This is a genomic window from Rhizobium sp. P38BS-XIX (assembly GCF_012641435.1).
GTDB lineage: Bacteria > Pseudomonadota > Alphaproteobacteria > Rhizobiales > Rhizobiaceae > Rhizobium.
The window spans coordinates 214,236-239,570 of the sequence record NZ_JABAIJ010000003.1 but is presented as its reverse complement, the minus strand read 5'-3'; the positions used below and the strand labels follow the sequence as shown (position 1 = coordinate 239,570).

The window sequence follows — 25,335 nt, the reverse complement described above, 5'->3', positions numbered from 1 at the left end:
GCCAATTCTGACATCGATGCGAACGATCGGCCAATATTGGCTATCGGTGTCATGACCCTCCACGCGATCGCTATTAGCGGGGTGCCGCGAATAACACGCACCTACGCCGGGTCCCGCCAGCGGGAACCCCAATCAACGCCGAAACCAATTTAATGGCGACTTTGAGCCGGCCGATGCGTCAGGCAGGATTAACCTGGAAAATGACCCTCCAGGAAGCCCGCAATCGACGCTGCAGTTCGTATAGCAAAGCACAGACCGCCAATGTCGCGACGGTGATCGGCAAGAAGGATGCCGCCGACATCCATCCCATTTGATCGAGTGCATAGGCAATCAGCAGCATGACGGTTTGGTGCAGCACGTAGTAGGTCAGAATAGCTCGATTAAGATATATAACGATCCGGCTCTCCAACGCGCACCAGACCCTGGCATGTCCAAGGATCGCAACGACGGCGCTCCATTGAAATGCACCGGTCGCTACCCTGCCCACAAGCAGCCGCCACATCTCGGTCGCATCGGAAGGGAGGACCGGAAACACGATCGCCAAGATCGCGGCACACAGCACGGCGAGCAGTAAAGCCAGCTTTCGGATGTCAACGATGGCGCGCCAAAAGTCGTCGCGGCTCGCCATAACAGCCCCAAGGAAAAATGCCAGCATGTAGGCGGAATGACTGTACCAATCGGTTAGGATATTCAACGACGGCGGAAATGCGGGCCGCAGCATCAGCCTGAGAAGAATAAATACAAAGGTGGGTACGAAGAGCAGCCTCTTTCCTGAAAGCAAAGTCACCAGCCGATCTCCGACCTGAGCCAGAAGCAGAGGGCGCAACGAAACGGCAAATGCTAAAAGGGCTGTATAAAACCAGAGGTATGCAAGATACCAGAGATGCTGCATCCCAACGAGCAGCGTCTGCTCGCCACCCGGCAGCGAGACCGGCGTCAGAGTGACATAATGCCAGAAAACATCCATCAGGCCGATTTCAACACCCAGGCGTGTATTGAGCCAGACATAGACCTGCGGCGGGACCAGAAAAATGACACCTAACAGAAACGGAACGAGCAGTTGTCTGGTCCGCTCATTTCTGAGCACCTGGGGGGCTTGTCGTGGCAACAGGATACCCGTAACCGTTCCAGACACGAAGAATAACAACGTCATTCGCCACGGATGTGTCCATAAATAGATCAGATCGAAAATGGATGAGGGATCCGGCGCCTTGAACAGATATTCCCGGGAGTTGTACATTAGGCTGACGTGATAGACGATCAGCAGCATGAAGGCTGCAACCCTAACGAAATCCAGATCATGTCGGCGCGACAGCTTCCCCATGAGGCCGCAACCTAATTCACAACTATTAAGTGATTATCAAAATTAAACTATAAAATCATTCCGCGCACTTCGCTTTGAGGCCGGTTTTGGGAAAATACAACCCCAAGAAGCGGCATCGGCGACTGGCATTTATGCAAGCCAATAGCCTCAGCATGCAATTTCCTTCCTTGTCTCGCCGTTAGTCGCTGACCACCGAGCAGCGCTTGACAGACAATGCAAGCGCTCTTATTGATACGTATCAGTAATACGTATAACTAGATGAGCACCGATGAGCGGTCGAGCCACGCAAAAAGATGTCGCAAGGGCGGCGGGAGTATCCCAGGCCACCGTCTCCATGGTGCTGAGCGGTGGCGGCGCATCGATTCCGGCCGAGACTTGGGAGCGGATCACAAAGGCAGCGAGAGATCTCGGCTACGTGCCGAACCGCTTTGCCCAGGCGCTGAAGACCAGCCGCTCGATGACGATTGCCTGCATCGTCCCCGATATTACCAATCCGTTCTATCCGTCGCTGATCCGCGGCATTCAATCGATTGCGGACGGGCTGAATTACGATGTCATCACTGTCAACACCGACGGCACGCCTGACCGCGAGCGTCACTTTCTGGATTGGGCAAGACAAGGGCGAGTCGACGGCGTGATCGGCGTGTTCTTCACGCTGAAGGCCAGGGATTTCGGTCCGTTGACCGAAGCAGGTGTGCCCGTCGTGCGGATCGAATCGTCGAAGAAGCGCGGCGGTGACATTCCCGTGGACGATATCTATGTCGACAGCCGCGCTGCCGCGCAGGCTGTCACCGAGTATCTCCTCGGTCTCGGCCACACACGGATCGCGCTTGTCGCCGGTCGCGGCGGCCCGCAGGCACATCGTATCGAGGGTTATCGCACAGCACTCGCAAAGCTTGGCCATCCGGACCATGTCGTCATGGACGACGAATTTTCCGAGATGGGTGGCATCCGTGCGGCCGAGCGCATCCTTGGCGGCGACTTCAAGCCGACGGCTATCTTCGCCGCCAACGACCTGATGGCGATCGGCGTCATGCAGTCGCTGCGCGAACGCCGCATCCGTATTCCCGAAGATATCGCGGTCGTCGGCTTCGACGACATTTCCGCCGCCAAGCTCGTTACCCCGACGCTGACCACAGTCGCGCAGTTTCAATGGAAAATGGGAGAACGCGCCGCACAGACGCTGATGGATCGTCTGCGCGGAGAGAAGACCGGTGCAGGAACCGCTGTCGAAATGCCCTTCGACCTGGTCGTCAGGGGCTCGACGAGCAACGAGTAAAAGCAAAATTGGAGGAGACCCATGCGCAGACGTACCGTTTTGAAGGCAGGCATCGGCCTGGCCACCCTACCCCTCATGTCCCGCTTCGCGTTCGCAGCGGACCAGAAGCCCATATCCTTCTGGTATGAATCCGCCTCGCCGGAAAACCAGGATAACCTCAAGAACATCCTGATCGACCCGTTCAATGCAGCACATCCCGACGAGCTTCTGAGCATCGATTTTCGCGGCTCCGATCTCGACAAGCAATTGCGTATCGCGATGGTGGCCGGCACAGGTCCCGATGTCGTTTTCACGGCCGGTCCGAGCTACGTGGCGGCAATGGCACAAGCCGGCCAGCTCATGCCGCTGGATGACTACGCCAAGAAATACGGATGGAACGAGCGAGTACTGCCGCTTTTCCGCGATCTCGGCCGTTATAACGGCAAGCTCTACGCTTTGGCGAAGACTTACGAAACGCTCGGGCTCTTCTACAACAAGACCTTGTTCGACCAGAACAAATGGAAGGTTCCGACGACGATATCGGATTTCGAGGCGCTTGCCGACGAGATGAAGGCAAAAGGCTTGAACCCGTTCGGCGCCGGCAACGCTGATTGGCGTCCGGCCAACGAACATTACGTTTCGATCGCCTTCAACTCGATCGCTGGCCCGGAGAATGTCTACAAGGCGCTGACGGGCGCCATTCCATGGACCGACCCGGCCTTTGTCCACTCGATAGACAAGCTCGCCGAGTGGTGGGACAAGGGCTATTTCGGCGATAATTACTTCTCGCTGACGCTCGAGCAGGCCTTTGCACAGATCGCCAGCGGCCAGGCCGGCATGGCGCCGACAGGCACATGGAACTTCACCAACGTCCAGACCTATTTCCCGCAGAACAACGCGGAGCCCGGCTTCGTCGGCTTCCCGAGCGAGAAAGGCGATCCGATCTTCGCACTCGGCATCGGCTCGACGCTGTCGATCAACGCCAAGTCCGGCAATGCCGATGGCGCTGCTTCAGTTCTCGACTACATGTTTACGGACGACTACTACAGCAAGATGAACTCGGTCTGGCAGGGCGAATGGAACCTGCCCCTGGCCGATCTTTCCAAGGTCAAACTCTCCGATAAGGTCCTGCCTCTCTACGAGGATGCCATGAAGCAGCTGGCGGGCGCAGTCTCTGCCGGCAAGTATGGCTACACGACCTGGACCTTCCTGCCTCCGGCCACGGACACCTATCTGGTCAGCGGCATGGAAGAGGTCTGGCTCAAGAAAACGAAATCCGCCGACTTCCTGAAGAAACTCGACGAGACCTTTAAGCAGGAACGCGACGCCGGCAAGGCGCCCGCCGTGCCGCCACGCACCTGACAAGCCGCCGCAGGGCGGCGCCGAAAGCGCCGTCCTCGCACGGAGGACCATATGCACAAACTGTATCTCGTTCCGACGATGATTATTAACGTCATCATCGTCCTCATCCCTGCTTTGCTGACGGTGGTACTCGCCTTCTGCAATTGGGACGGCATTTCCTCGCCCACCTTTGCGGGCCTCGACAATTTCCGGGCCCTCGCCGATGACCGCGTCTTCTGGCTGGCGCTCGGCAACAACATCATATGGACCGTTGTCTTCCTGACGGTGCCGATCCTGATGGGACTGCTCGCCGCTTCGATGCTGCTTATCGTGCGCCGCGGCAGCAATTTCTTTCAGGTCGTCTACTTCCTGCCCGTCGTCATCGCCACCGCGATCACGGCCCGTATCTGGCAGGGGATGATCTACAGCCCGGTTACTGGCGTCTTCGGCCTTCTCAAGAAATACGGGCTGCCGATCCCCAATCCGCTGACGCAGCCGCCTATCTCGCTTTTCGGCGTCGCAACCGTGGACCTCTGGCACTGGTGGGGCTTTCTCTGCGTCATCTTCTTCGCCGCGCTCCGTCAGGTGCCTCAGGAACAGATCGAGGCCGCTCGCATCGAAGGCGCAACCTATTTCCAGATGATGCGCTATGTGCTGCTGCCTGGTATCCGGCCGACGATCACGCTGATGATGATCATGACCGTCATCTGGTCATTCCTTGCCTTCGACTTCGTTTACATCCTCACCCAAGGCGGCCCCGCTTTCTCGAGCGAACTGCTTTCGACGCTCGCCTATCGCAAGGCGTTCTACGACCTGAACGTCGGACAGGCTGCAGCCGCGGCGCTCGTCATCAGCCTGTTCGGGCTGGTGGGCACCTTTTTCTACGTGCGTATTCAGACCAGGGAGGGCGAGCAATGAGACTCGTGGAAAGCCGCCTGACCCTCTGGGTCTGCTATATTCTTCTCGGCATCTTCGCCTTCATCGCGCTCTTCCCGATCGCGCTTCTCGTACTGAACTCCTTAAAACCTGCCGCCCAGATCGTGCAGAATCCGCTGGGATTGCCGCAGCCGATCCGCTGGCAGAACTTTGTCAACGCCTGGAACCACGCCAAGTTCTCCAAGACCTTCATCAACTCCGTGATCGTATCGGGAACGACGATCGCGCTCGTCTGCACGACGTCGTCGCTGACAGCCTATGTGATTGCGCGCCGCAAGATCAAAAGCTGGAAGATCTTCACCTTTTATCTGCTCGCAACGACGACGGCCCCGATCCAGCTTTATATCTTCCCGCTGTATTTCGGCTTTGCGAAGCTCGGGTTGATCAACAACATCTTCGGCGTGGCGCTGATTTATACCGCACTCTACAGCCCCTTCGCTGTGATGCTGCTCAGAACCTATTTCCTTGCGGTCCCGAAGGAGCTCGAGGAAGCCGCGATCGTGGATGGCGCCACGCACTGGCAGGTCTTCTGGCGGGTGATGCTGCCGATCGTCTCGCCGGGCATTCTGACCGTGGCGCTCATCATCGGGCTGAATTCGTGGAACGAGTTCCTGATCGCCACGACCTTCCTGCAGAAACAGGAGAACATGACTGCCGTCATCGCCTTCTTCCTGTTGTCCGGCCAATACAGCTCCGACTGGGGTGAAATCATGGCCGCGGCCCTCATCATCGTCGTGCCCGTCGTCGCGCTTTTCGTCTTCATGCAGAAAAGATTCATCGAAGGCATGGCCGGCGGCTCCGTCAAAGGCTGAACGAATTTATCGATTAAATGGAGTGAGCAATGCAGCTTCCGAACGACTATCTCGAACGCGTCTATGCCGGCGTCCTGGGCAAGCTCATCGGCGTCTATCTCGGTCGCCCTTTCGAGGGTTGGACCTACCAGAAGATCATGGAAGAGCTGGGTCCGATCGAATATTACGTGCATGAACGTCTGAACCAGCCGCTCGTCGTTACCGATGACGATGTCGCCGGCACCTTCACGTTCATCCGGGCGCTTGAAGACTATGGCATCAAACCGAACCTCTCGGCCGAGGAAATCGGCAAGGCGTGGCTCAACTACATCGTTGAGGAACGCTCGATCCTGTGGTGGGGCGGCAACGGCAACTCGACCGAACACACTGCGTGGCTCAACCTCAAGAAAGGTGTAGCCGCACCGCAATCTGGCTCGATCGCCGCCAACGGCCAAGGCGTTGCCGAGCAGATCGGCGCACAGATTTTCATCGACGGATGGGCAATGGTCGCTCCCGGCCAACCCGAACTGGCTGCCAAGCTTGCCGAACAGGCCGGAAAAGTCAGCCATGACGGAGAATCCGTCTATGCCGCCATGTTGTGGGCGGCGATGGAAGCGGAAGCTTTCGTTGCATCCGATATCGATCATCTGATCGACACCGGCCTCAAGGCGATCCCCGGCGACAGCCTCATCGCAAAGCTGATTGCCGATATTCGCAGCTGGCACAAGGCGCACCTCGATTGGCGCGATACGCGTCAGAAGATCCAGGACAATTACGGCTACGACAAATATCCCGGCAATTGCCATGTCATACCGAACCATGCCCTCATGATCATGACCGTTCTCTATGCGCCGCACGATTTCCAGAAGGCGCAGATGATCGTCAATACGTCCGGCTGGGATACGGATTGCAACGCAGGCAATGTCGGTTGCCTGCTCGGCATCATGAACGGGCTCGACGGGCTTGGCGAAGGCCCGGATTTCCGCAGCCCCATCGCCGACCGTATGCTGATCTCGTCGGCTGATGGCGGCAACTCCATCAACGATGCCGTGCGGCAGGCTTATTTCCTGACCAATCTCGGCCTTCAGCTTGCCGGCCATCAGTCGCTCGGCGCGCCGAAGAACGGTGCGCAATTTCATTTCTCTCTGCCAGGAAGTCAGCAGGGGTTCCGTCCTCTGACAGGCCTCGATTCAGCGAGCGGCGTGCGCGTCGGCAATACCGAATTCGAGAGCGGGCGCGCGCTGACAATCGATTACGAAGCGCTTGGCCCGGCACAGAGTGCCGTGGTGACAACGCCGACCTTCTCGCCACGCGAAATGCTTGACATGCGCACCTACGATCTGATGGCAACGCCGCTCGTCTATCCCGGTCAGAAGGTGAAGGCCCGCGTCAAGGCCGGCCAGCAGAACCGTGGATCGATCGAAGCTCGTCTTCGCATCCGCGTTTATGACGAACGCGACCAGTTGAGCGATATCGACTCCGATCCGGTCATCATCGAGCCAGGCGCGGAAGCCATCCTCGAATGGACGCTTCCCGAAGCCGATGGTCAGCCGATCGCCGAAATCGGCATCGCGGTGAACGGTACCGGCCGCCGCGCCGATGGTCAGCTGCTCGTCGACTATCTCCGCTGGGACGGAGCACCGAAACTGACACTCAAGCGTCCTGCCGGTGACGGCGACTTCTGGCGCATGGCCTGGGTGAACGGCGCCAGCTTCTTCTCCAAGCGCTTCCCGGCCGCCTTTCGCATCTCGCAAAACAGCGGCGAAGGCATCATCATTCACGGCACCCGCCAATGGACCGACTATCAGGCATCGGGCCAGGTAATGATCCATCTCGGCAACTATGGTGGGCTTGCCATCCGTGCACAGGGTCTGCGCCGCTATTACGGAGCCCGTGTCACGCGTGACGGCAAGATGCAGATTGTCAGGGTTCGCGACGAGGACACCAAGGTCCTCGCCGAAACCGCCTTCAACATCGAATTCGACAAGCATATTTCTATGAAGGTCAAAGCTGAAGGCCCGCGTATCACCTTCGAAGCCGACGGTATTTCGGTCACCGCAGAGGACGCGTCCGCAGATGCGTTCCACGACGGTGGCATCGGCCTGCTCGTTCATGAAGGCGCCCTGTCGTCCAACGAGATCCGGATCGGAGGCGTCTGATGGCGACAGTCACCATAGACAAGGCACGCAAGGCCTATGGCGCAGTGGAGGTTCTCCACGGCGTCTCGGCCGACATTGCCGACGGCGAGTTCGTCGTTCTCGTGGGCCCGTCGGGCTGCGGGAAATCGACCCTGCTGCGAATGATCGCCGGCCTCGAGGACATCACCGGCGGCACGGTCAGCATCGGTGGACGGGTCGTCAACAATCTCCCACCCAAGGAACGCGATATATCCATGGTCTTCCAGAATTATGCGCTCTATCCGCATATGACGGTAGCCGAGAACATGGCTTTTTCGCTCACACTCGCCGGCGCCGCCAAGGACGAAAAGCAGAAGCGCGTGGCGCACGCCGCACAGATTCTGGGGCTCACCGATCTCCTCGGGCGATATCCACGCCAGCTCTCCGGCGGCCAGCGCCAGCGCGTCGCCATGGGCCGTTCGATCGTCCGCAACCCGCAGGTCTTCCTGTTCGACGAGCCCCTATCCAACCTCGATGCAAAGCTGCGCGTCGCCATGCGCGCCGAGATCAAGAGCCTTCACCGGCGTCTGGCAACGACGACCATCTATGTCACCCACGATCAGGTGGAAGCAATGACGATGGCCGATCGCATCGTCGTCATGAATGGCGGCCACATTGAGCAGATCGGACGGCCGCTTGAGCTCTACGACAATCCGCAAAGCACCTTCGTTGCCGCGTTCATCGGTTCTCCGGCCATGAATCTGCTGACCGGCCGTTTCGAAAGCGTGGATGGCAAGTCGGTGTTTAGAACCCATCAGGGCGTCATACTGCCTCTCCCCGAGAATGCTCCGAAGCTTTCGAGCGTGGAGGGCGTCTATGGCATCCGTCCTGAATATTTCAGCCTCTCCCCGGAGAATGTCGGCATTCCTGCCCGCGTGGTGGTCGTTGAGCCTCTCGGATCGGAAACGCACGTGACCGCGACTGTCGGCGAACAGACGATCGTGACCGTCTTCCACGACCGGCTGAGCATCCAGCCGGAGAAAACGATATGGCTGCAACCGCGGACGGAACGGATCTGCCTTTTTGACGCGACCGGCAAGCGACTGACCGGCAACATGGCCGAACAGCACGCCTGAGATCCTGCGATTTGAAGCGCCGTCCAAGGGCGGCGCATTTCTGCTCGATCAATGGATCGGGCCGGCCACGCCTGTTCTGACAGACATATCAGCCAGGCTGACATCGAGTGTTGCCGGATCGATCGATTGGCGCACCTTCAGCAGCATATTGCCAAGATCCTCCATCATCTCGCGCACATAGGCCTCCGTGCGAACACGGTCTCCTGAGACGATGTGTCGAAGCAAGACAATATGGTTCTCGACAGTCGTCTCCATCGGAGCGCCGGGGCCGAGATAGGTGTGATAGATCCAGCCGGTGCGTCTGTAGAGCGTCTGCAGCGGAATAAGCGTGTTTGCCAGAAGCGGCTCGCCGGAAGCCGTCAGGATTGCCCTGTTCAATAGCCGGTCCGTGACGTTGAAGCGCTCGAGGCTGAGATCTGCCTTGGACGCTTCGAGATCCGTGATGAATGTCCTCAGAACCTTATGATCCTGCGGCGTCGCGCGTTCGCTCGCCAGCCCACAGGCAATCGCCTCCATTTCCATGCGCAGAGGCAGCAACGTCCGCTCCTGCGCCAGATTGACCGGTGCGATGCGCAGGCCCGAGCGTGGGCTGACATGGATAAGTTGGTTGGCCGAGAGACGCTTGACCGCATCATGAACCGGCGTGCGACCAAGGCCGGATTGCTGTTGCAGCTGTTGGATCGTGTAACGAGCACCGGGCAGGAGCTCGGTGGAAACGATCATGCTCTCAAGACGATCATAGGCTTCCTCCGACAGGCTTCGAGGTTGTTTTTCCTTCTTCATCATCGCGCTGTCGATCTTTTCCCGCTCGAATTCACCACTGCCGCCGATCCTCGATTCACAAGGCCCGGCATTGACATTCGGCTCCATATATCAAAATTATTGCCCCATGTGAAATTTCAGATTACTAGCGTGATATTTCATTGAGGGAGGAAATCATGACAATCGACCACGCATCATCAACCGAAGCCATGCGACGGCCATCCACCAACCGACGTTGGTGGATCGGCGCTCTTCTCGCGCTCGGCGTTCTCGTCAACTATTTCGACCGGGTGAACCTCACGGTCGCCTCGCCGCTCATTCAGGACGATTTCAAGATCGGACCGGCCGAGATGGGCATCCTGTTCAGCGCCTTCGGCTGGACCTACGGCTTCCTGCAAATTCCCGTCGGTATGCTGCTCGACCGTTTCGGCATTTCCCGGGTGATGCGGCGGAGCACGTTTTCCTGGGGCATTGCTTCCGTCATCACAGCCTTCTCGGTGGGAATGCAGACGCTTTTTCTTTCCCGCATGCTTCTCGGCGTAGCGGAAACTCCAGGCTTCCCGGCCAATTCGAAGGCAACCGGCTACTGGTTTCCGCGCCATGAACGGGGCCTAGCAACCGCGCTCTTTGATGCGGCAGCAAAATTCTCCAACGTCATCGCCATTCCGCTGGTCGCCTTCCTAATGCTGCATTTCGGCTGGCGCGGCGGCTTCCTTGCGACGGCAGCCATCAGTTTCGTCTTCTTTGCGATGTTCTGGCTGTTTTATCGCGATCCCAGCGCCGACAAAAACCTCTCGGACGAGGAACGGGCGTACATAAAGGCCGGCGGTGCGGCACAGGAAGGCGAAGCCGCCGCCAACGCGGTCGGCATGCTCGGTTATCTCCTGCGCAATCGCAAGGTCTGGGGCCTTTCGATCGGCTTTGCCGCCTATGGCTACGCCTTCGCCCTCTTCATCTTCTGGCTGCCGGATTATCTGGTCAAGGAGATGCACATGGATATCCTGAAATCGGCAAGCTTTACGACGATCCCCTGGATCTTCGCCACGATCTCGGATCTCTTGATCGGCGGCTGGCTGATCGACCATCTCATCCGCAAGGGTCATGACGAATCCCGCGTTCGCAAGACGATCATCGTCTTCGGCATGTTGATGGGTCTGGCCGTCGTCGGTGCAGGGCTCACCACCGATCCTTATTGGGCGATTCTCTGGATTACCATTTCGCTGAGCGGCCTTGCCGCTGCCGCACCGGCCGGATGGTCGATCCCCGCGTTGATCGCGCCGAAGGGCGGCGCGGCGACGGTCGGCGGCATCATGAACTTCCTCAATAGCGTCACCGGCATCGCAGCGCCGATCATCACCGGCTTCATCGTCGGCGCCACGCAATCCTTCAGCCGCGCCTTTCTTCTGGCCGGCGCAATGCTTGCAATCGGCATCGTCTCCTATGTTTTCGTCCTCGGCCGCATCGAGCAGATCGCCGATCCGAAAGCGTGATTTAGATCCTCAGACCACGAAAGGGTTCCCATGAAAATCACAAATGCGAAGGTCATCGTCTGCTCGCCCGGACGCAACTTCGTCACGCTCAAGATCGAGACAGACGAAGGGATTTACGGCATCGGCGACGCCACGGTAAACGGCCGCGAGCTGGCTGTCGCCTCCTACCTGCAGGATCATCTCGTTCCCTGCCTCATTGGCCGCGACGCGTCGCAGATCGAGGACATCTGGCAGTATTTCTACAAGGGCGCCTATTGGCGCCGCGGCCCGATCACCATGGCCGCGATCGCCGCGGTCGACGTCGCGCTGTGGGACATCAAGGCAAAGGCGGCCAACATGCCGCTTTACCAGTTGCTTGGCGGCGCAAGCCGCACCCACATGCTGACCTATACCCATGCCAACGGCGAGACGATCGAAGAGACCGGCGACAAGGTCGCTGCTTTCAAGGAGCAAGGCTGGAAGGCAATTCGCGTCCAAAGCGCCGTTCCGGGCTTGCCGGTAACCTACGGCGTCGAAAAGGTAGGTTCGCTCGCCCAGGCCGAAGACAAGCCGCGGGAAACGCTCTGGGATACGCCGACCTATCTGCGCTTCCTGCCGAAGCTTCTCGATCATCTGCGCGATCGCTTCGGCTATGAGCTCCATCTCCTCCACGACGTCCACCACCGCCTGACGCCGCAGGAAGCAGCAGGGCTTGCGAAGGAGGTAGAGCGTCACAAGCTCTTCTGGCTCGAAGACGCCGTTCCGGCCGAAAACCAGGAATCCTTCCGCCTCATCCGCCAGCATTCGACCACGCCGCTGGCGCTCGGCGAAGTTTTCAACTCGATCCATGATTGCCGACAGCTGATACAGGAACAGCTGATCGACTATATCCGCACGACGCCACTGCATGCCGGCGGCATCACGCATGTACGGCGCATCGCCGATCTTGCCGGGCTCTATCACATTCGCACCGCCTGCCATGGCGCAGCCGACATGTCGCCCATCACAATGGGCGCGGCTCTACATTTCGATCGCTGGGTGCCGAACTTCGGCATTCAGGAATATGCCTTCCATCCGGACGAGGCGAAGAATGTCTTTCCGCACGAATGGCATCTGAAGGACGGCTATCTCTACAGCGGGGAAAAGCCCGGCCACGGCGTCGATATCGACGAGAAGGCGGCGAAAAAATACCCCTATCGACAGGCCTATCTTGACGTTGCAAGGCTTACCGACGGCACCATGTGGAGCTGGTAATATCTGAACAATCGGCCGGCCTTATCCGCCGGCCGATTGGTGTTAGCGTGCGTGGCTCTCCTGGATACGATCTGCGAGATCGAGAAAATTCTGCCGCATGCGGCGCAGGGTGAAATCGACGCCAAACAGACGGCCGGTATCGCTAAATCCGATAGACTGCGCTGCATCAGAATGCTGGAAAGCATCGAAGGCCTCCTGAAGACTGTTGTCGGCGTTCGACAGGAGCTCGGAATCGATCTGGCCGCCAGCACGAAGTACCTTGCCGCACGCTTCGGCAAAACCCGCCTGCGCGCGCAGAACCGACGCCACCTGTGGCCCCAACGCGTCAACGACCACAGACGGGAACGGGGTTTCCACAAGGTGGCTGACATAGGTCATGTCATTGCGGATACGCCAGAGAGAGCGCGGAATGGCGTCGGATATTCCCTGCCGCGCCAGCCACAAGGCGCGTTCGCGCTGCGCGTCGATCAACAGCGCCTCGGCCGCGATCAAGGATTGCCGCAGGCCTATATTGGCTTCGACGGCAGACACAGGTTCTCCCTTTTCCGCAGCCGCTGCCAGGGTGCGCAATATCTGCGCCATGACCTCAAGCGCCGATGCGAACCGATCCAGCACCACTGTTCGTGAGCGGGTCGGCAGGATGAAGAGGCTAGAAAGCACCCCGATGACGCCGCCGAGCGTAATCTCGGCAATACGATCGATGACGAAGATTTCGACCGGCACAGACTGAGAATGGGTGAGCATCACGATCGCGGCGGTGAGCCCTGCGTTGCGCAGGCGCGGGGCGCGGGCGGACACGAAGCTGGCAAAACCAACAACGCAGATGAGGGCGACGCCGATTGCGACGGGTTGGTGCGGCGTAACGAGCACCGCGAGCCCTCCGAGGACGGCGCCGGCAACGGTCGCGACCAGCCGATCGACAGCCATACCGGCGGTGGCACCCACCGACGCCTGCATGACGATCAGCACCGTGAAGACGGCCCAATAGCCCTGCTGTAGGTTGAGAAGCTGCGAGATCGCGTATGTTACCGTGCAGGCGATCATCACCCGCAGCGCCTGTATCGCCGCCCGCTTGGTCTGTGCCAATGCAGCTTTCGGGGGAGAAGGCGGACCACTTTGACGAGTTTCCCGCTCGGTCATCCCACAGCTTTCCAAATGGGACTATTGATTGACAATGCCGTTCGGATCTTGCCCCTCCGCTCTCTCCTGAAACAGCCGCTATCGACCATGCTCCGCGCTCGACAATGGCAGGTTTCCCCGAGACATGAAAGAAGGGCGGCACGCGCAGAGGCGATGCCACCCTTTGTGACCTTCAGGGCCCGGGCGTCGTGGCAGGAATTAGGGCAGCAAAGCGATTAGTGAACCGCAGTGCTGATCATTGGGTAAGGATGGGTCGCTTTGAACTGCGAGATGACTTCAGCCGCCTGCTGCAGAACCTGATCGGCGCTTTCAAGATCCTCGCGCGCCAGCTCGTCTGCATTGATGCGGATCGCCTCGGCCATATTGATTGAGAATGCCGCAAATTTCTGGTCGCCCTCGACCATCGCTTCCTGTGCCGCACCTTCCAAGGTCCGGGCCGCGTCGATAAGAATTTCCTCGCGTTCGGCAACGCTCAGGTTTTCGATATTTCTCGTCTTGTCTTCCATTTTGATCACTCACTCCGAATAGACGTGATTGCAACCGAGCTTCTGAAGCCTCGGTCTCTATGGAACTAAGAAGAGCGGCACGCGGATTCAAGGCCTTGAAAAATCGGCAGGAATACACGTCTGGACGCTTTTGACAGAAACATGGCAGGCGCCGCAGAACGCACCTTTGAACGGAGCATTCGACGAAGAGACGTGTGCGTCAGCTGGGAACATTGAGGTCGGCGAGCGGTTTCACCTCCATGTCTGCCGCTCGTCAATGCAAAGACGAACTCACAGAAAGAACTGCGGCAGCCGCTTTCGGAAATCGAACCGATAGGATGACCAAGGTGATGGACAACCGACAGCAAAGCAGCAATTCAACGCCGCATCGAGCCACGACCGCCGACACCACGAAGCGTGAAAAATCGCCTCCTCTGAGAGGCAAGATCGATGCGGAAATGGAGCATTCCACCGAACTGGCTCCGGATGACCAGCCCAATCTTAAGGCAGAAAGAGAAGCGGCACGCCAGCATGGCGATGCATTCATCGTCTCGACGGACCTGGAAGACGCCGATCAGCGAGAAGCTTCACCAGGTACACGCGAGCAAAAATAACCGGTTCGCGGCCACAGCCCCAAGCGGCCTTTGCAGCAATCATTGAAAACAAGGAGATGGTAATGACTGACCTTGACGACAATGCACGCGTCTGGGAGCTGATCGACAAGATCGGCTTCTGCATGCTCACGACACAGACCTCAGGCAGCCTTCGGGCGCGTCCCATGGCGGCGCACGCCGAACCGGTCGAAAACGCGATCTATTTTCTGACGGATGTGGCAGGACATAAAGACGATGAGATCGCGCGCTGGCCGGATGTTTGCCTCGCCTTTGCCGATACGAAATCGCAAAAATATGTTTCCATTTCGGGCACGGCTGAAGTGCAGAACGATCGGGAGCGCATTGAGGATCTCTGGTCCACGCCGGCAAAAGCCTGGTGGCACGACGCGAAAGATCCGTCCATTCGCGTCTTGAAAATTACGCCATCTTCAGCGGAATATTGGGATAGCCCCGGCACCGTCATCAGCTACATCAAAATGGCCGCTGCTGCGATCTCCAACACGAAGCCCAATATGGGAGACAACGTGAAAGTGGAGCTTTAGAGGGAAGCCCTAAACATCGCCGCGGCCGTTATCCAGTGACCGCGGCCCAGCATCTCTCTATTCTTCCCACTCTTCCTCATCCGTAGAAAGCAGATCGACCGGCGATGCAACCGTGCCCGCCGGCGAATGTCGGCCGTCGCCGATAAGTGCATCGTCGCTATTGATCCAAGCCCATGCCTCCAGCCAATTCGGAAGTCGTTGCGCCGGTGGCGACAATTGACGCCGACAGCCGGGGCCTATTCCGCCGCCACGGCGACAGTGTCCTCGGCAGACTCAAGTGCCCTCACCAGCGGAATGACGTGCTTTCCAAAATACTCGACCTCCTCCTGGAAGTGCAGGAAACCGAGCAGGATCAGATCGGCGCCCGCCCGTTTCAGACGGAGGATGCGCTCGGCCACCTGTTGCGGCGTGCCGATCAGATTGGAGCGGAAACCGTCATTATATTGAACAAGGTCCTCGAAGCTGGATTTCGCCCAATTGCCCTCGCCTTCAGGCGAAGCCTTGCCGGCATTCTTCACTTCGTGACCGAATGCCTTAACGGCATCCGGATTGGCTTTTTCGACAATTTCGTCGAGCACCGCTTTCGCCTCCGCCTCGCTATCTCGCACGATTGCAAAGGCGTTGACGCCGACGCGGACATGATGCCCGTTTTCCGTGGCCTTGGATTGAATGTCGTCTACCTGTTTGGCAATCTCCTCGGGCGTATTGCCATTGGTGAAATACCAGTCGGAGACGCGCGAGGCCATGTCTCTCGCTGCGCGGGAAGAGCCACCCTGGAAGATTTCCGGTTGCGGATCGATCGGCTTGGGTTTCAGCGAATAATCGGTGAAACGATAGAAATCACCGCGAAACGTGAAACTATCCTCGGTCCAGATGCCGCGCAGGGCACGAATGAACTCTTCTGAGCGGCGATAACGCTCGTCATGATCGAGCCAAGGTTCGCCGATGGCGTGGAATTCCCCGCGAAACCACCCGCTGACGACGTTGACGGCGACGCGGCCGTTGGTGAGATGATTGATCGTGGCAATCTGCTTGGCCGCCAACGCAGGAGCCCATGGACCGGGCAGAATAGCGGCGATCACTTTCAGCTTCGTTGTCGCCTCCAGAAGCGAATGGCTGAAGGCAACCGATTCATGCTGATATTCCGCGCCGTAGCCGGCAGTGAAGCGGATCTGGCTCAACGCATAGTCAAAGCCGCTCGCCTCAGCGATTTGTGCCAGCTTGCGATTGTAGTCGATCGTCCAGCTCGTCCTTTGCTCGATATTCGAGATGACAAGTCCGCCCGAAACGTTTGGAACCCAGTAGGCGAATTTCAACGGCTCTCTTTTCACATCGCTCATTGCAATCTCCTGACGTGATTTGCCTCAACCCTCCATAAATATACTCTATAGATTTTATGGTTTATCGAAGAAATTCATACCAAGTTTTGGCAGTTTCGGGAAAAACTGCTGCGCCGAGCAAGATCGCATGCAGTCAGGGTGCTGCGTGCGCATGGGACTAGACAGGGTCCGCAAAGGACCAACGCGCAGCTCGGAGGCTGATGTCGAGCACCGACCGCATGAAAAAGCCTAGAAAGGCCGGCCGGTAGCACCACCCGTCAGAGAAAAATACACGAAGGCGGCGACAAAGAACGCAACGATGATGACGACCGCCAGCAGACGTTTGAGCCAGGGCGGCGTGTGCCTTGGCGGCTTCGGCTTGGGGCGGCGTTCGAACTTGATGATGTTATCGGACATAACAATCGATTAGCGAAGATCGGGCGCTTTGCCAATCCGCCTCGACGGTCTCCAACGCAACATCGCGGCCGTGATGCGTGCTTTCCGACCGGCAATCTGTCGGCTGTCCTACAGCATGTCGCCGAGCGTCCAATGGTTGTTCCATCTGGCGTCGATTTCGTCTTCGACGTTCTGATATCGGATGTCCGTTGACAAACGCAGTCTTTGCCCTTGGTCCTGGTTTGTCGTCGAAGCGTGAATCATGAAAGGCGAATGGATCATGACGTCGCCTGCCTCGTAATCCGCTACCAGCCAGCGCGTGTTAAATCGCTCCGCCATGTCAGGCAGATCCTTTGAGACCCAGCCACCCTCCGTCATGTTGCGATTGAAGGCGCTGACGCGCTCCTCGGGACTGAGATCCTCGTTCTTCTCGTTGAACTCACGTTCCATCCCAACACCGATCGCATGCGAGCCTTCCAGATAGGTGAGCCCACCCATCTCAATCGGGATATCGCCGATCGGTATCCATGCGGTCACGATGCGGCTGGTGCCGCCACGCAGATAGACCAGATCATAATGCGCAGGCGTCACCGTCATCGTTCCCGGCCGCACATGGCGCATGATCTTGCGTTTGTGCAGATAGGAAATGCCCGACAGGAATTCGTCCATAAAACGCGAGATGCGCGGTTGCGCGCAAAAGCCCTCATAGGCAACGGAACGCACAAGCGACATCAAGCAACGATCGACGTCCCTGCCCTCCGGGGCCGCAGCGGATGCGATCCCGTCCCTGGGATCGGTTCCTTCCGCAATCAGCCCTGTCTTTGCCAAGTGGCCGAAGACCCAGCCACGAAAATCGATCACCTCCTTGCGTGGCAGGAACCCTTTCAGCCACACATATCCATTCTCTTCATAAAGACGTCGGATTGCTCCCACGCCAATACCCGGGTCCGTGGGTGTGAGATAGCCGAGCCGATTGGGCGCGCCGGAAAGAAGCTTCCCGTTGGCCACGAGACTAAACGCGCGTTCGTCAGAGGGCATCGCTTGCATGGAAATCGACATTTCACTCGCCTATCATTCGATCCGATTGTCAGTTGAAACTAGCTACAGATGATGTTTCACTCCATGGAGGGAAACCATACTGGACTTTTCGCTCACCATGAAAGTGACTGAAGCCGTCTATCGATCGCCGCTCGCAGCAGCCGGAGGACTGACAGTGACCGGCAGCGGCAGCCAGCGTGCCATGCATTCCGTCGAGGCGCGAAAACTGCCAAGCTATGCAGTGGTTCTCGTCGAGGATGGTCGAGGTTTTCTCGACGCCGAGACCAGCGGGCGACAGGATGTGAGAGGCCCAATGCTGTTCTGGCTTTTTCCAAACCGCAAACACTCGTACGGCCCCGATGGTGAAGGTTGGAGCGAGCGATGGGCGCTGTTCGAAGGCTCTCTTGTACGGGACTTTTTGCGGCTGCGTCTTATCAGCGAACAGCATCCACTCGTTGAGCTTCGCAATCTGGACCGTATCCAACGTCTTTTTGCCGGCATCCATGCCGATCTGCTCGAAGATACGAATCTCGCAAGAGCCTCAGCCGCCGCCTCGCTACACCAGCTCGTCGTTCTGGCGGCACAGCAGGCAAGCCATGTCCGGCCCTCCGCTCGCAGTGGCGGCGACATGGCCGGGATTATCGAGGCGCTTCGGCGCAGAGCGACGCAGACCCTCGATATGGCTGCATTTGCGGAGGAGCACGGAATGTCGCCTGCGACGCTACGAAGACGGGTGACGGCGGAAGTTGGCCTGCCGCCAAAGGGTTTTCAGCTACGCGTGCGGATAGACCGAGCCAAGGAGCTTTTGACGACCACAGACGAGAAGATCGAGATCATCGCCGCGAAAATCGGCTTCGAGGACCCTTTCTACTTTTCACGGCTGTTCCATGAACGGGAAAACTGTACGCCGCGCGAATTTCGGGCGCGATTCAGACGAGGCTGACACAGAATACGCCAGGGAAACCTACGCTCCTGCCTCGAGCTTGTCACACCCCTGCATCATCGGATGGCTCCCGCTCCAGATTCCGACGCCGCCAGGCGGCCGGGGACTCCCCCATACGCTTGCGAAAGAAGCGTGAGAAATAAGCGGGATCTTCGAAGCCCACTTCGCGCCCTATATCCTCGATCGAGCGAATGGTGAACAACAACAAGCGCTTGGCCTCAAGCAGCCGCCGGTCCAAAAGCATTTCCTTGACAGTATGTCCGAACACCTCACGCGCAGACTTATCAAGTAGATGCTGCGTCGTGGCGAGCAAATCGACGTAGCGGGCAACGGGCCAGTCATTTTTGTAGTGCCTGTCGACGGCAGCCCTTAGCGCCAGCGCAAGCGCCACCATCGGCGATGCTGATGGAAGCGCGGCACTGCCACCGAGCCGGTTCATCAGCGACAACACGACCGTGATCAGGCCCGGCATCACCTTTTCGCTCTGGCCGCCATGCTCGCGATATTCATCGCTGATCATCTTGAGCAAGAGATCAAGCCTTTGCCAGGAGGAATCTTCGCCCTTGCCCGTCAGGAAGGCCGGCGCATCGAGGCTCAGCCCAACCTGCGGCGCAAGCGCCTTGAGCGTATCGTCCGAGATCGAAACGACAATCGCATCGGATTGGTCATCGACCTCGAATCCGTGGATGATATTGCTCGGGACGAAGCCGATCGTCGGAGCGGAAAAATTCCAAGTGCGATCCTCGATGCGGTAGCGGCCGCCGCCCTTGTACCAATAGGTGATCTGTCCCATCAGCGGATGCTTGTGCGGCGCCACTTGCCCGAAATGCAAGGTTTTCCGGTCCATTACGGTTTCGACATGGAGGAAGCCGACATCCAGCGCGCGGCTCGGCACGCCATAGACAAAGAAATTCGGTATTTCGATTTTCTGCGACATGCCGGAAAAAGTACCAGCGAATTGGTCCCTTTGTCCATGGCTACGGCAATGTGCGGGACGTAGCATCGGCCATGATCTCAAGGGAGGAATAAGAGATGCGAGCTGAAGATCACCGCAGCGACAAGACCCGTCCATTCACCGGCGCCGAATATCTGGCAAGTCTCCGCGACGGCCGCGAGGTCTATATCAACGGCGAGCGCATTGCCGATGTCACCACGCATCCCTCGATGCGCAACTCCGCCCGCTCGATCGCGCGAATGTATGATGCGCTGCACGACGAAAAATCCAAGGAGCGACTGACCTCGCCGACCGATACCGGATCGGGCGGTTACACCCATAAATACTTCCGCGTGGCGAAATCTTCGGCCGAGCTTGTCGCACAGCAGGGCGCCATTGCCGATTGGGCACGCATGTCCTACGGCTGGATGGGGCGCACCGCCGATTACAAGGCGGCCCTCATGAACACGCTCGGCGCCAATGCCGACTGGTACGGTCCCTTCAAGGGCAATGCGCTTTCATGGCACAAGCGCGCCCAGGAATCCGTGCTGTTCATGAACCACGCGATCGTCAATCCACCGATCGATCGCCACAAGCCTGCCGATGCGGTCAAGGACGTCTTCGTTCACATCACCAAGGAAACCGACGCTGGCATCTATGTTTCGGGCGCCAAGGTGGTGGCGACCTCATCGGCCCTTACCCATTACAATTTCCTTGCTCAAAGCTCGGCAACCGTCACGGAAGACCCGTCGCTATCGGTCATGTTCATCGTTCCGATGAATGCGCCCGGCATCAAGATGTTCTGCCGTGTTTCCTATGAGCAAACGGCCAACTCAGTGGCGCAGCCCTTCGACTATCCGTTGTCGTCACGCTTTGATGAGAACGACGCGATCCTCGTACTCGACAATGTCTTCGTGCCCTGGGAGGACGTTTTGGTGCTGCGCGATGCGGCCAAGATCCTTTCTTTCCACCCGGCCTCCGGCTTCATGCACGGTTATTGCTTCCAGGGCTGCACGCGCTTTGCCGTGAAGCTTGATTTTCTCGCCGGGCTGCTCGCCAAGGCTCTGCGCGCGACCGGCGGTGATGCGTTCCGGGGCAATCAGGCGGCGCTCGGCGAAGTCATCGCGCTTCGCCACATGTTCTGGTCCTTCTCCAACGCAATGGCTTACAATCCGCAGCCCTGGACGAATGGCGCAGTGCTGCCGAACATGGAAGCGGCCCTCTCCTACCGCACCTTCATGTCGGAAGCCTATCCGCGCGTCATCGAGACGGTGCGCAAGGTGGTCGCCTCCGGCCTCATCTACCTGCCTTCATCAGCCAAGGATTTCCGCAATCCGGAGATCGACCGTTACCTCTCGCAATATGTGCGTGGGTCCAATGACATGGGCCATATCGAGCGTATCAAGATCATGAAGCTGCTGTGGGATGCGACCGGCACCGAGTTCGGCGGACGACATGCACTCTACGAGCTGAACTACGCCGGAGCGCCGGAGGAAGTCCGCCTGCAGGTGCTGAAGGGTGCCGAACGCGGCGGCCGTCTGAAGGAAATGGAGGCCCTCGTCGATCGCTGCATGGGCGACTACGATGAGAACGGATGGACGGGTGACACCTGGCTTCCGCCGCTCGGCGACACGTCGCCGATCCGCAATGCCGCCGAATGAGGTGTCGCCATGGAGGAGCAACTTTCGAAAACCGAGTTCCGCAACGCCATGGCCAGGGTCTGTGCCCCGGTCAACGTCATCACCACCAACGGTCCTGCGGGTCGCGGCGGCTTTACCGCCACCGCCATGTGCAGCGTCACCGACGAGCCGCCGACGCTTTTGGTCTGCATGAACAGCCGGTCCGCCCAGACGGGCCTTTTCCTCGAAAACCGCCGCTTCTGCGTCAATGTTCTGACGCAAGAACACAAGGAACTGGCCGGCTACTTCGCCGGTCAGCGTGTCGAGATGGAAGAACGCTACGCGGCAGCCGAATGGATCGATTTCCGGTCCGGCAGTCAGGCGCTTTCAGATGCCATCGTGTCCTTCGATTGCCGACTGACGGAGGCACGTCTCGTCGGGACGCATCACATCTTTATCGGTGAGGTCCTGGATATCCGTAGCCGCAAGGATGGGCACGCCCTTCTCTATTTCGATCGCAACTATGTGCATGTGCCGACCCAGGCGGGCAGTTTCGGCGGCTAGATCGCAAACGCCGGGCTAACGACCATCGGGAATAAATGCAGAGTGCCGCTGACCGTGGCACTCTGTTTCCTTATGAAAGCTGTTTTGTCAAAGCTGGATCCAGGCCGACTTCAAATCGATATATTTATCGAGCGCATGCAGCGATTTGTCGTGGCCGTTGCCGGATTGCCTGACGCCGCCCAATGGCACGCTGTTATCGGCCCCGCCGTACGTGTTGACGTGCACGACGCCGGCGCGGATGCCGCGCACCATGCGATGAGCACGCGACAGGTTCGACGTCCACACCGCGGAGGCCAGGCCATAGTCCGTGGCATTGGCAATCTGAAGCGCTTCCGCTTCCGTCTCGAAGGGTATGATCGACAGGATAGGCCCGAAGACCTCTTCACGCGCCAGCGTCATGGATGGCGTCACCTCGAAGACGGCAGGCCGCATGTAATATCCGCCGGTCTCCTCGAGAATGCGCGAGCCACCAGTGCGCAAGGATGCGCCCTCCGACACCGCTTGCGCGACATATCCGAGATCCTTCTTCAACTGGATTTCGCTGGAGATGGCGCCCGCTTCCGTCGACAGTTGCAGGGGATCGCCGACCTTCATGGTCTCTGCGATGCGCGCAACCTTCTCCGAGAAGGCTTCATGGATCGACTTCTCCACAAGCAGCCGCGAGCCTGCGACACAAACCTGTCCGGAATTGCGGAAGATACCGTAGGCCGAAACCTTGGCTGCCTGATCGAGATCGGGCGCGTCGGCAAAGACGATGTTCGGTGATTTACCGCCAAGTTCCAAATAGACACGCTTCAGATTCGAGCGCGCCGAATATTCCAGAAGCCGCCGACCGATCGGGCCGGACCCGGTGAAGGCAAGCACATCGATATCCATGTGCAATCCCAACGCCTCGCCACAGATGGCGCCGCGCCCGGTGACGACGTTGAACACACCTTCCGGCAAGCCGGCTTCGGCGCAAATTTCGGCAAGCCTGAGCAGCGTCAGCGACGCGCCTTCGGCAGGCTTCAGCACCACGGAATTGCCTGCCGCAAGCGCCGGAGCGATCTTCCAGGCACCGATCATCATCGGAAAATTCCACGGCACGATGGCTGCAACAACCCCAATCGGCTCACGATGGACGAGCGCGAGAATGTTCTCAGCCGTCGGAGCGATCTCGCCATAGACCTTGTCGATCGCTTCGGCATAGTAACGAAACGTACCGGCGGCGCTGCCGGGTTCGGCCTTCAGCGCCATCGAGATTTCCGTGCCGTTGTCCCGCACGCCAAGAACGGCCAGTTCAAGCGCGTTCTTCTCGATCAATTCTGCGATCCTCAAAAGCACCTTTTTGCGCTCTGCCGGCGCAGCCTTTGACCAGCTGCCTCTTTCGAAGGCTTGACGTGCCGCATTGACGGCGAGATCGACGTCCTCCGTGCCGGCATCGGCGATTGTCGTCAGCAACGTGCCGTCGATCGGCGAAATGACGTCCATGGCGGCACCGCTGGCCGGCTGCCGCCAGGCGCCGCCAATAAACAATGCCTGTGGGGAAACGGATAATGTCCGGAGCTGGTCGATCTTGTCCTGCATCTCATTTTCTCACGAAGAGGATGGCGGGTCTCCCCGCCATCACGATTGGAATTCACTCAGGCTTCCTGACCGGCGCCGAGGCGGGCGTAGCCTGCCGCATCCGAAGACTTCAGGCGGGCGGCCGCAATGAAGCCGATGATGCCAGCGATCAGCACCAGGCCCGGCAGAACAATCGCAAGAACACCATTGGCGCCGGCAATCGCACCGAAATTAGCCGAGATATAATAGACAAGCGCTAGAAGAATGAGGCCTGTCACGATTGGCAACACCTTGATGGCCAGGAAGTTGCGCTCGAGATTTGGATTGCGGCTGAAGAACGCCACGATCGCAAAGGCAGTAAAGGCCATCAGAAGGATAATTGCGAGAGTGGCGACATTGGTCAGCCAGGAGAAGAGTGCCAGTACCGGATCCTGACCCGTCACGGCAAAAAGCGCAACGACGAGCACGGCAATGACGGTCTGAATAATCGAGCCGACATGTGGGCTCTGGAAGATCGGATGCGTGACACCGACCGACTTCGGCAGCAAGCCTTCACGCCCGGCGACATACATGTAGCGCGCAACGCCGTTGTGGAAGGCAAGGATGCCGGCAAACAAGCTAGTGATGAAAAGAACACTCATCACGACGGTGATCCAATGGCCGACATAGCGCTCGGCAAGGCCGAAGAGGAAGGTCGTGGGATCGGAAAGGCCCTGAAGTGTCGGAACAAGCTTGTCGACACCCGCACCCGCTACCATGAGCCACGACGTCAGCATGTAGAACAGTCCGATAATGAGAACGGAAATATAGGTCGCGCGCGGAACCGTCTTTTCCGGCTCACGAGCTTCCTCGCTATAGATGGTCGTCGCTTCGAAGCCGATGAAGGCAGCAAAGCAGAACAGCAGGCCAACTGCCGGCGTTCCGCTCCAGAAAGCGGTCGGCGTGAAAGGTGCTGCGGACAGGCCGGCGTCGCCGCCCTTTGCGAAGATCGCGGCATCTATGACGAGCACGACGAGATATTCGAGAATGACGAGCACCGTCAGCACCTTGGCCGAAAGATCCACGCGGCGGTAGCCAAAGACGGCAACGAAAGCGATGCCGACGAAGCTCCACACCCACCAGGGAAAATCAAGCCCTAGCTGCTCAGCGAAGAAACCCTTGGTCGCCGCGCCGAAGAGCCCGAGAACACCCACCTGCATGGCATTGTAGGCAAGGATCGCGATCAAGGCGGCAGCGCCGCCCATGAGGCCGCCAAGTCCCTGTGCCGTATAGGCATAGAAGGCGCCGGCATTTCGGATATGCCGCGCCATGGCGACGTAACCGACCGCAAAGAGCAGCAGAATGCCTGTCACCAACAGGAAGGTGAGCGGGATGCCAGGCCCATTGCCGAGCATCATCGACAGCGGCACGCCACCGGCAACCGCCGTTAGCGGCGCTGCGGCCGACACCACCAGAAAGGTCACGGCACCTACGCCGAGACTGTTTTTGCGGAGCTGATTTTCAGCCGCGCCTTGCGAATTTTGCGTGTTCATCTGCGTTGGTTCCCCTTGATAAAATTACCCGATCATCGCCGCAATTGCATGCGGGCGACCTCCACCAAAAACCGGACTGACGAGCGGGGCTTATGCTTTTGTTGATTTTGCCGTCGTCAGCGCCTAAGGTTCATTATTTGAACCATAGCTTCAAATATAGACTTGCAAACATTGCTGGGCTCTGTCAAGTTATTTCGCATGTTAAGTATCTTGGGTCGCTGCTATCGTGCCGCGGCGCGGGGTCAGCGAACTGATTGGGCGCAAGCCACGGCTGGA

At 58.6% G+C, this 25,335-nt stretch carries 23 protein-coding genes and 1 pseudogene; 13 read left to right on the top strand and 11 right to left on the bottom strand.

Going from position 1 to position 25,335, the window contains the following annotated elements; translation table 11 throughout:
- Positions 1-178: 178 nt before the first annotated feature.
- Entirely contained in the window at positions 179-1,324 is a 1,146-nt protein-coding gene (locus tag HGP17_RS13150) for an acyltransferase family protein (protein ID WP_168809557.1), read from the bottom strand.
- Between the two features lie 268 nt (positions 1,325-1,592).
- On the opposite strand from HGP17_RS13150, the gene HGP17_RS13145 reads away from it, so the two are divergent.
- Genes HGP17_RS13145 through ugpC form a run of 6 tightly spaced genes read left to right on the top strand, consistent with a single transcriptional unit; the run spans position 1,593 to position 8,903 of the window.
- The gene (locus HGP17_RS13145; protein ID WP_168809555.1) at positions 1,593-2,603 is read left to right on the top strand and encodes a LacI family DNA-binding transcriptional regulator; all 1,011 of its coding nucleotides are present in this window, start codon (positions 1,593-1,595) and stop codon (positions 2,601-2,603) included.
- Between the two features lie 21 nt (positions 2,604-2,624).
- Positions 2,625-3,944, top strand: coding sequence for an extracellular solute-binding protein (locus HGP17_RS13140; protein WP_168809553.1), 1,320 nt, complete (start codon positions 2,625-2,627; stop codon positions 3,942-3,944).
- A 51-nt stretch (positions 3,945-3,995) separates the two neighbouring features.
- Positions 3,996-4,841: a sugar ABC transporter permease gene (locus HGP17_RS13135; RefSeq protein WP_168809551.1), complete on the top strand. Its 846-nt coding sequence runs from the start codon at positions 3,996-3,998 to the stop codon at positions 4,839-4,841.
- Complete coding sequence (locus HGP17_RS13130) at positions 4,838-5,671, top strand: carbohydrate ABC transporter permease (RefSeq protein WP_168809549.1); 834 nt, start codon at positions 4,838-4,840, stop codon at positions 5,669-5,671. The genes HGP17_RS13135 and HGP17_RS13130 overlap by 4 nt, the downstream gene beginning before the upstream one ends.
- Positions 5,672-5,700: 29 nt before the next feature.
- Positions 5,701-7,809: an ADP-ribosylglycohydrolase family protein gene (locus tag HGP17_RS13125; RefSeq protein ID WP_168809547.1), complete on the top strand. Its 2,109-nt coding sequence runs from the start codon at positions 5,701-5,703 to the stop codon at positions 7,807-7,809.
- Positions 7,809-8,903, top strand: coding sequence for a sn-glycerol-3-phosphate ABC transporter ATP-binding protein UgpC (gene ugpC / locus HGP17_RS13120; protein WP_168809545.1), 1,095 nt, complete (start codon positions 7,809-7,811; stop codon positions 8,901-8,903). Before HGP17_RS13125 ends, ugpC begins: the two co-directional genes overlap by 1 nt.
- A gap of 48 nt (positions 8,904-8,951) precedes the next feature.
- Here ugpC and HGP17_RS13115 read toward each other — a convergent pair whose 3' ends face one another.
- On the bottom strand, positions 8,952-9,773 hold the full coding sequence (locus HGP17_RS13115; protein WP_168809543.1) for a GntR family transcriptional regulator: 822 nt from the start codon (positions 9,771-9,773) through the stop codon (positions 8,952-8,954).
- Positions 9,774-9,841: 68 nt separating this feature from the next.
- Between HGP17_RS13115 and HGP17_RS13110 the strand changes: the two genes are divergently transcribed.
- Positions 9,842-11,155 carry an MFS transporter gene (locus tag HGP17_RS13110; protein ID WP_205925958.1) on the top strand — a complete coding sequence of 438 codons (1,314 nt, stop codon included), beginning with the start codon at positions 9,842-9,844 and terminating at the stop codon, positions 11,153-11,155.
- Positions 11,156-11,185: 30 nt separating this feature from the next.
- A complete protein-coding gene (gene manD / locus HGP17_RS13105; RefSeq protein ID WP_168809541.1) occupies positions 11,186-12,388 on the top strand; it encodes a D-mannonate dehydratase ManD in 1,203 nt (400 codons plus the stop codon).
- Positions 12,389-12,430: 42 nt separating this feature from the next.
- On the opposite strand, the gene HGP17_RS13100 is transcribed toward manD, so the two are convergent.
- Complete coding sequence (locus HGP17_RS13100; protein ID WP_168809540.1) at positions 12,431-13,474, bottom strand: FUSC family protein; 1,044 nt, start codon at positions 13,472-13,474, stop codon at positions 12,431-12,433.
- 269 nt (positions 13,475-13,743) lie between these two features.
- A complete protein-coding gene (locus HGP17_RS13095) occupies positions 13,744-14,034 on the bottom strand; it encodes a hypothetical protein (RefSeq protein ID WP_168809537.1) in 291 nt (96 codons plus the stop codon).
- A gap of 317 nt (positions 14,035-14,351) precedes the next feature.
- Between HGP17_RS13095 and HGP17_RS13090 the strand changes: the two genes are divergently transcribed.
- Together HGP17_RS13090 and HGP17_RS13085 are read left to right on the top strand one after the other, a co-directional pair.
- On the top strand, positions 14,352-14,627 hold the full coding sequence (locus HGP17_RS13090; RefSeq protein WP_246704079.1) for a hypothetical protein: 276 nt from the start codon (positions 14,352-14,354) through the stop codon (positions 14,625-14,627).
- 62 nt (positions 14,628-14,689) lie between these two features.
- The gene (locus HGP17_RS13085) at positions 14,690-15,169 is read left to right on the top strand and encodes a pyridoxamine 5'-phosphate oxidase family protein (protein WP_168809535.1); all 480 of its coding nucleotides are present in this window, start codon (positions 14,690-14,692) and stop codon (positions 15,167-15,169) included.
- Between the two features lie 57 nt (positions 15,170-15,226).
- Here the strand turns inward: HGP17_RS13085 and HGP17_RS33695 are convergent.
- From HGP17_RS33695 to HGP17_RS13065, 4 genes and pseudogenes are all read right to left on the bottom strand, one after another.
- Positions 15,227-15,446, bottom strand: a pseudogene (locus tag HGP17_RS33695) (hypothetical protein).
- Positions 15,406-16,509, bottom strand: a complete 1,104-nt coding sequence (gene sfnG / locus HGP17_RS13075; RefSeq protein ID WP_168809533.1) for a dimethylsulfone monooxygenase SfnG — start codon at positions 16,507-16,509, stop codon at positions 15,406-15,408. Before sfnG ends, HGP17_RS33695 begins: the two are co-directional and overlap by 41 nt.
- A 228-nt stretch (positions 16,510-16,737) precedes the next feature.
- Positions 16,738-16,905 (bottom strand): hypothetical protein, encoded by a 168-nt coding sequence (locus HGP17_RS13070; protein ID WP_168809531.1) that lies wholly within the window; start codon positions 16,903-16,905, stop codon positions 16,738-16,740.
- Positions 16,906-17,013: 108 nt separating this feature from the next.
- Complete coding sequence (locus HGP17_RS13065; RefSeq protein ID WP_168809529.1) at positions 17,014-17,943, bottom strand: phytanoyl-CoA dioxygenase family protein; 930 nt, start codon at positions 17,941-17,943, stop codon at positions 17,014-17,016.
- A gap of 97 nt (positions 17,944-18,040) precedes the next feature.
- Here HGP17_RS13065 and HGP17_RS13060 point away from each other — a divergent pair, with 97 nt between their 5' ends.
- On the top strand, positions 18,041-18,865 hold the full coding sequence (locus HGP17_RS13060; protein WP_168809528.1) for an AraC family transcriptional regulator: 825 nt from the start codon (positions 18,041-18,043) through the stop codon (positions 18,863-18,865).
- Between the two features lie 43 nt (positions 18,866-18,908).
- On the opposite strand, the gene HGP17_RS13055 is transcribed toward HGP17_RS13060, so the two are convergent.
- The gene (locus HGP17_RS13055; protein WP_168809527.1) at positions 18,909-19,802 is read right to left on the bottom strand and encodes a helix-turn-helix domain-containing protein; all 894 of its coding nucleotides are present in this window, start codon (positions 19,800-19,802) and stop codon (positions 18,909-18,911) included.
- Between the two features lie 95 nt (positions 19,803-19,897).
- Between HGP17_RS13055 and HGP17_RS13050 the strand changes: the two genes are divergently transcribed.
- Positions 19,898-21,460, top strand: coding sequence for a 4-hydroxyphenylacetate 3-hydroxylase N-terminal domain-containing protein (locus HGP17_RS13050; RefSeq protein ID WP_168809526.1), 1,563 nt, complete (start codon positions 19,898-19,900; stop codon positions 21,458-21,460).
- Between the two features lie 9 nt (positions 21,461-21,469).
- A complete protein-coding gene (locus HGP17_RS13045; protein WP_168809525.1) occupies positions 21,470-21,982 on the top strand; it encodes a flavin reductase in 513 nt (170 codons plus the stop codon).
- Positions 21,983-22,069: 87 nt separating this feature from the next.
- On the opposite strand, the gene HGP17_RS13040 is transcribed toward HGP17_RS13045, so the two are convergent.
- Both HGP17_RS13040 and HGP17_RS13035 read right to left on the bottom strand, forming a co-directional pair.
- Positions 22,070-23,548, bottom strand: coding sequence for an aldehyde dehydrogenase (locus tag HGP17_RS13040; protein WP_168809524.1), 1,479 nt, complete (start codon positions 23,546-23,548; stop codon positions 22,070-22,072).
- 56 nt (positions 23,549-23,604) lie between these two features.
- Positions 23,605-25,059, bottom strand: coding sequence for an APC family permease (locus HGP17_RS13035; protein WP_168809523.1), 1,455 nt, complete (start codon positions 25,057-25,059; stop codon positions 23,605-23,607).
- Between the last annotated feature and the right edge of the window lie 276 nt (positions 25,060-25,335).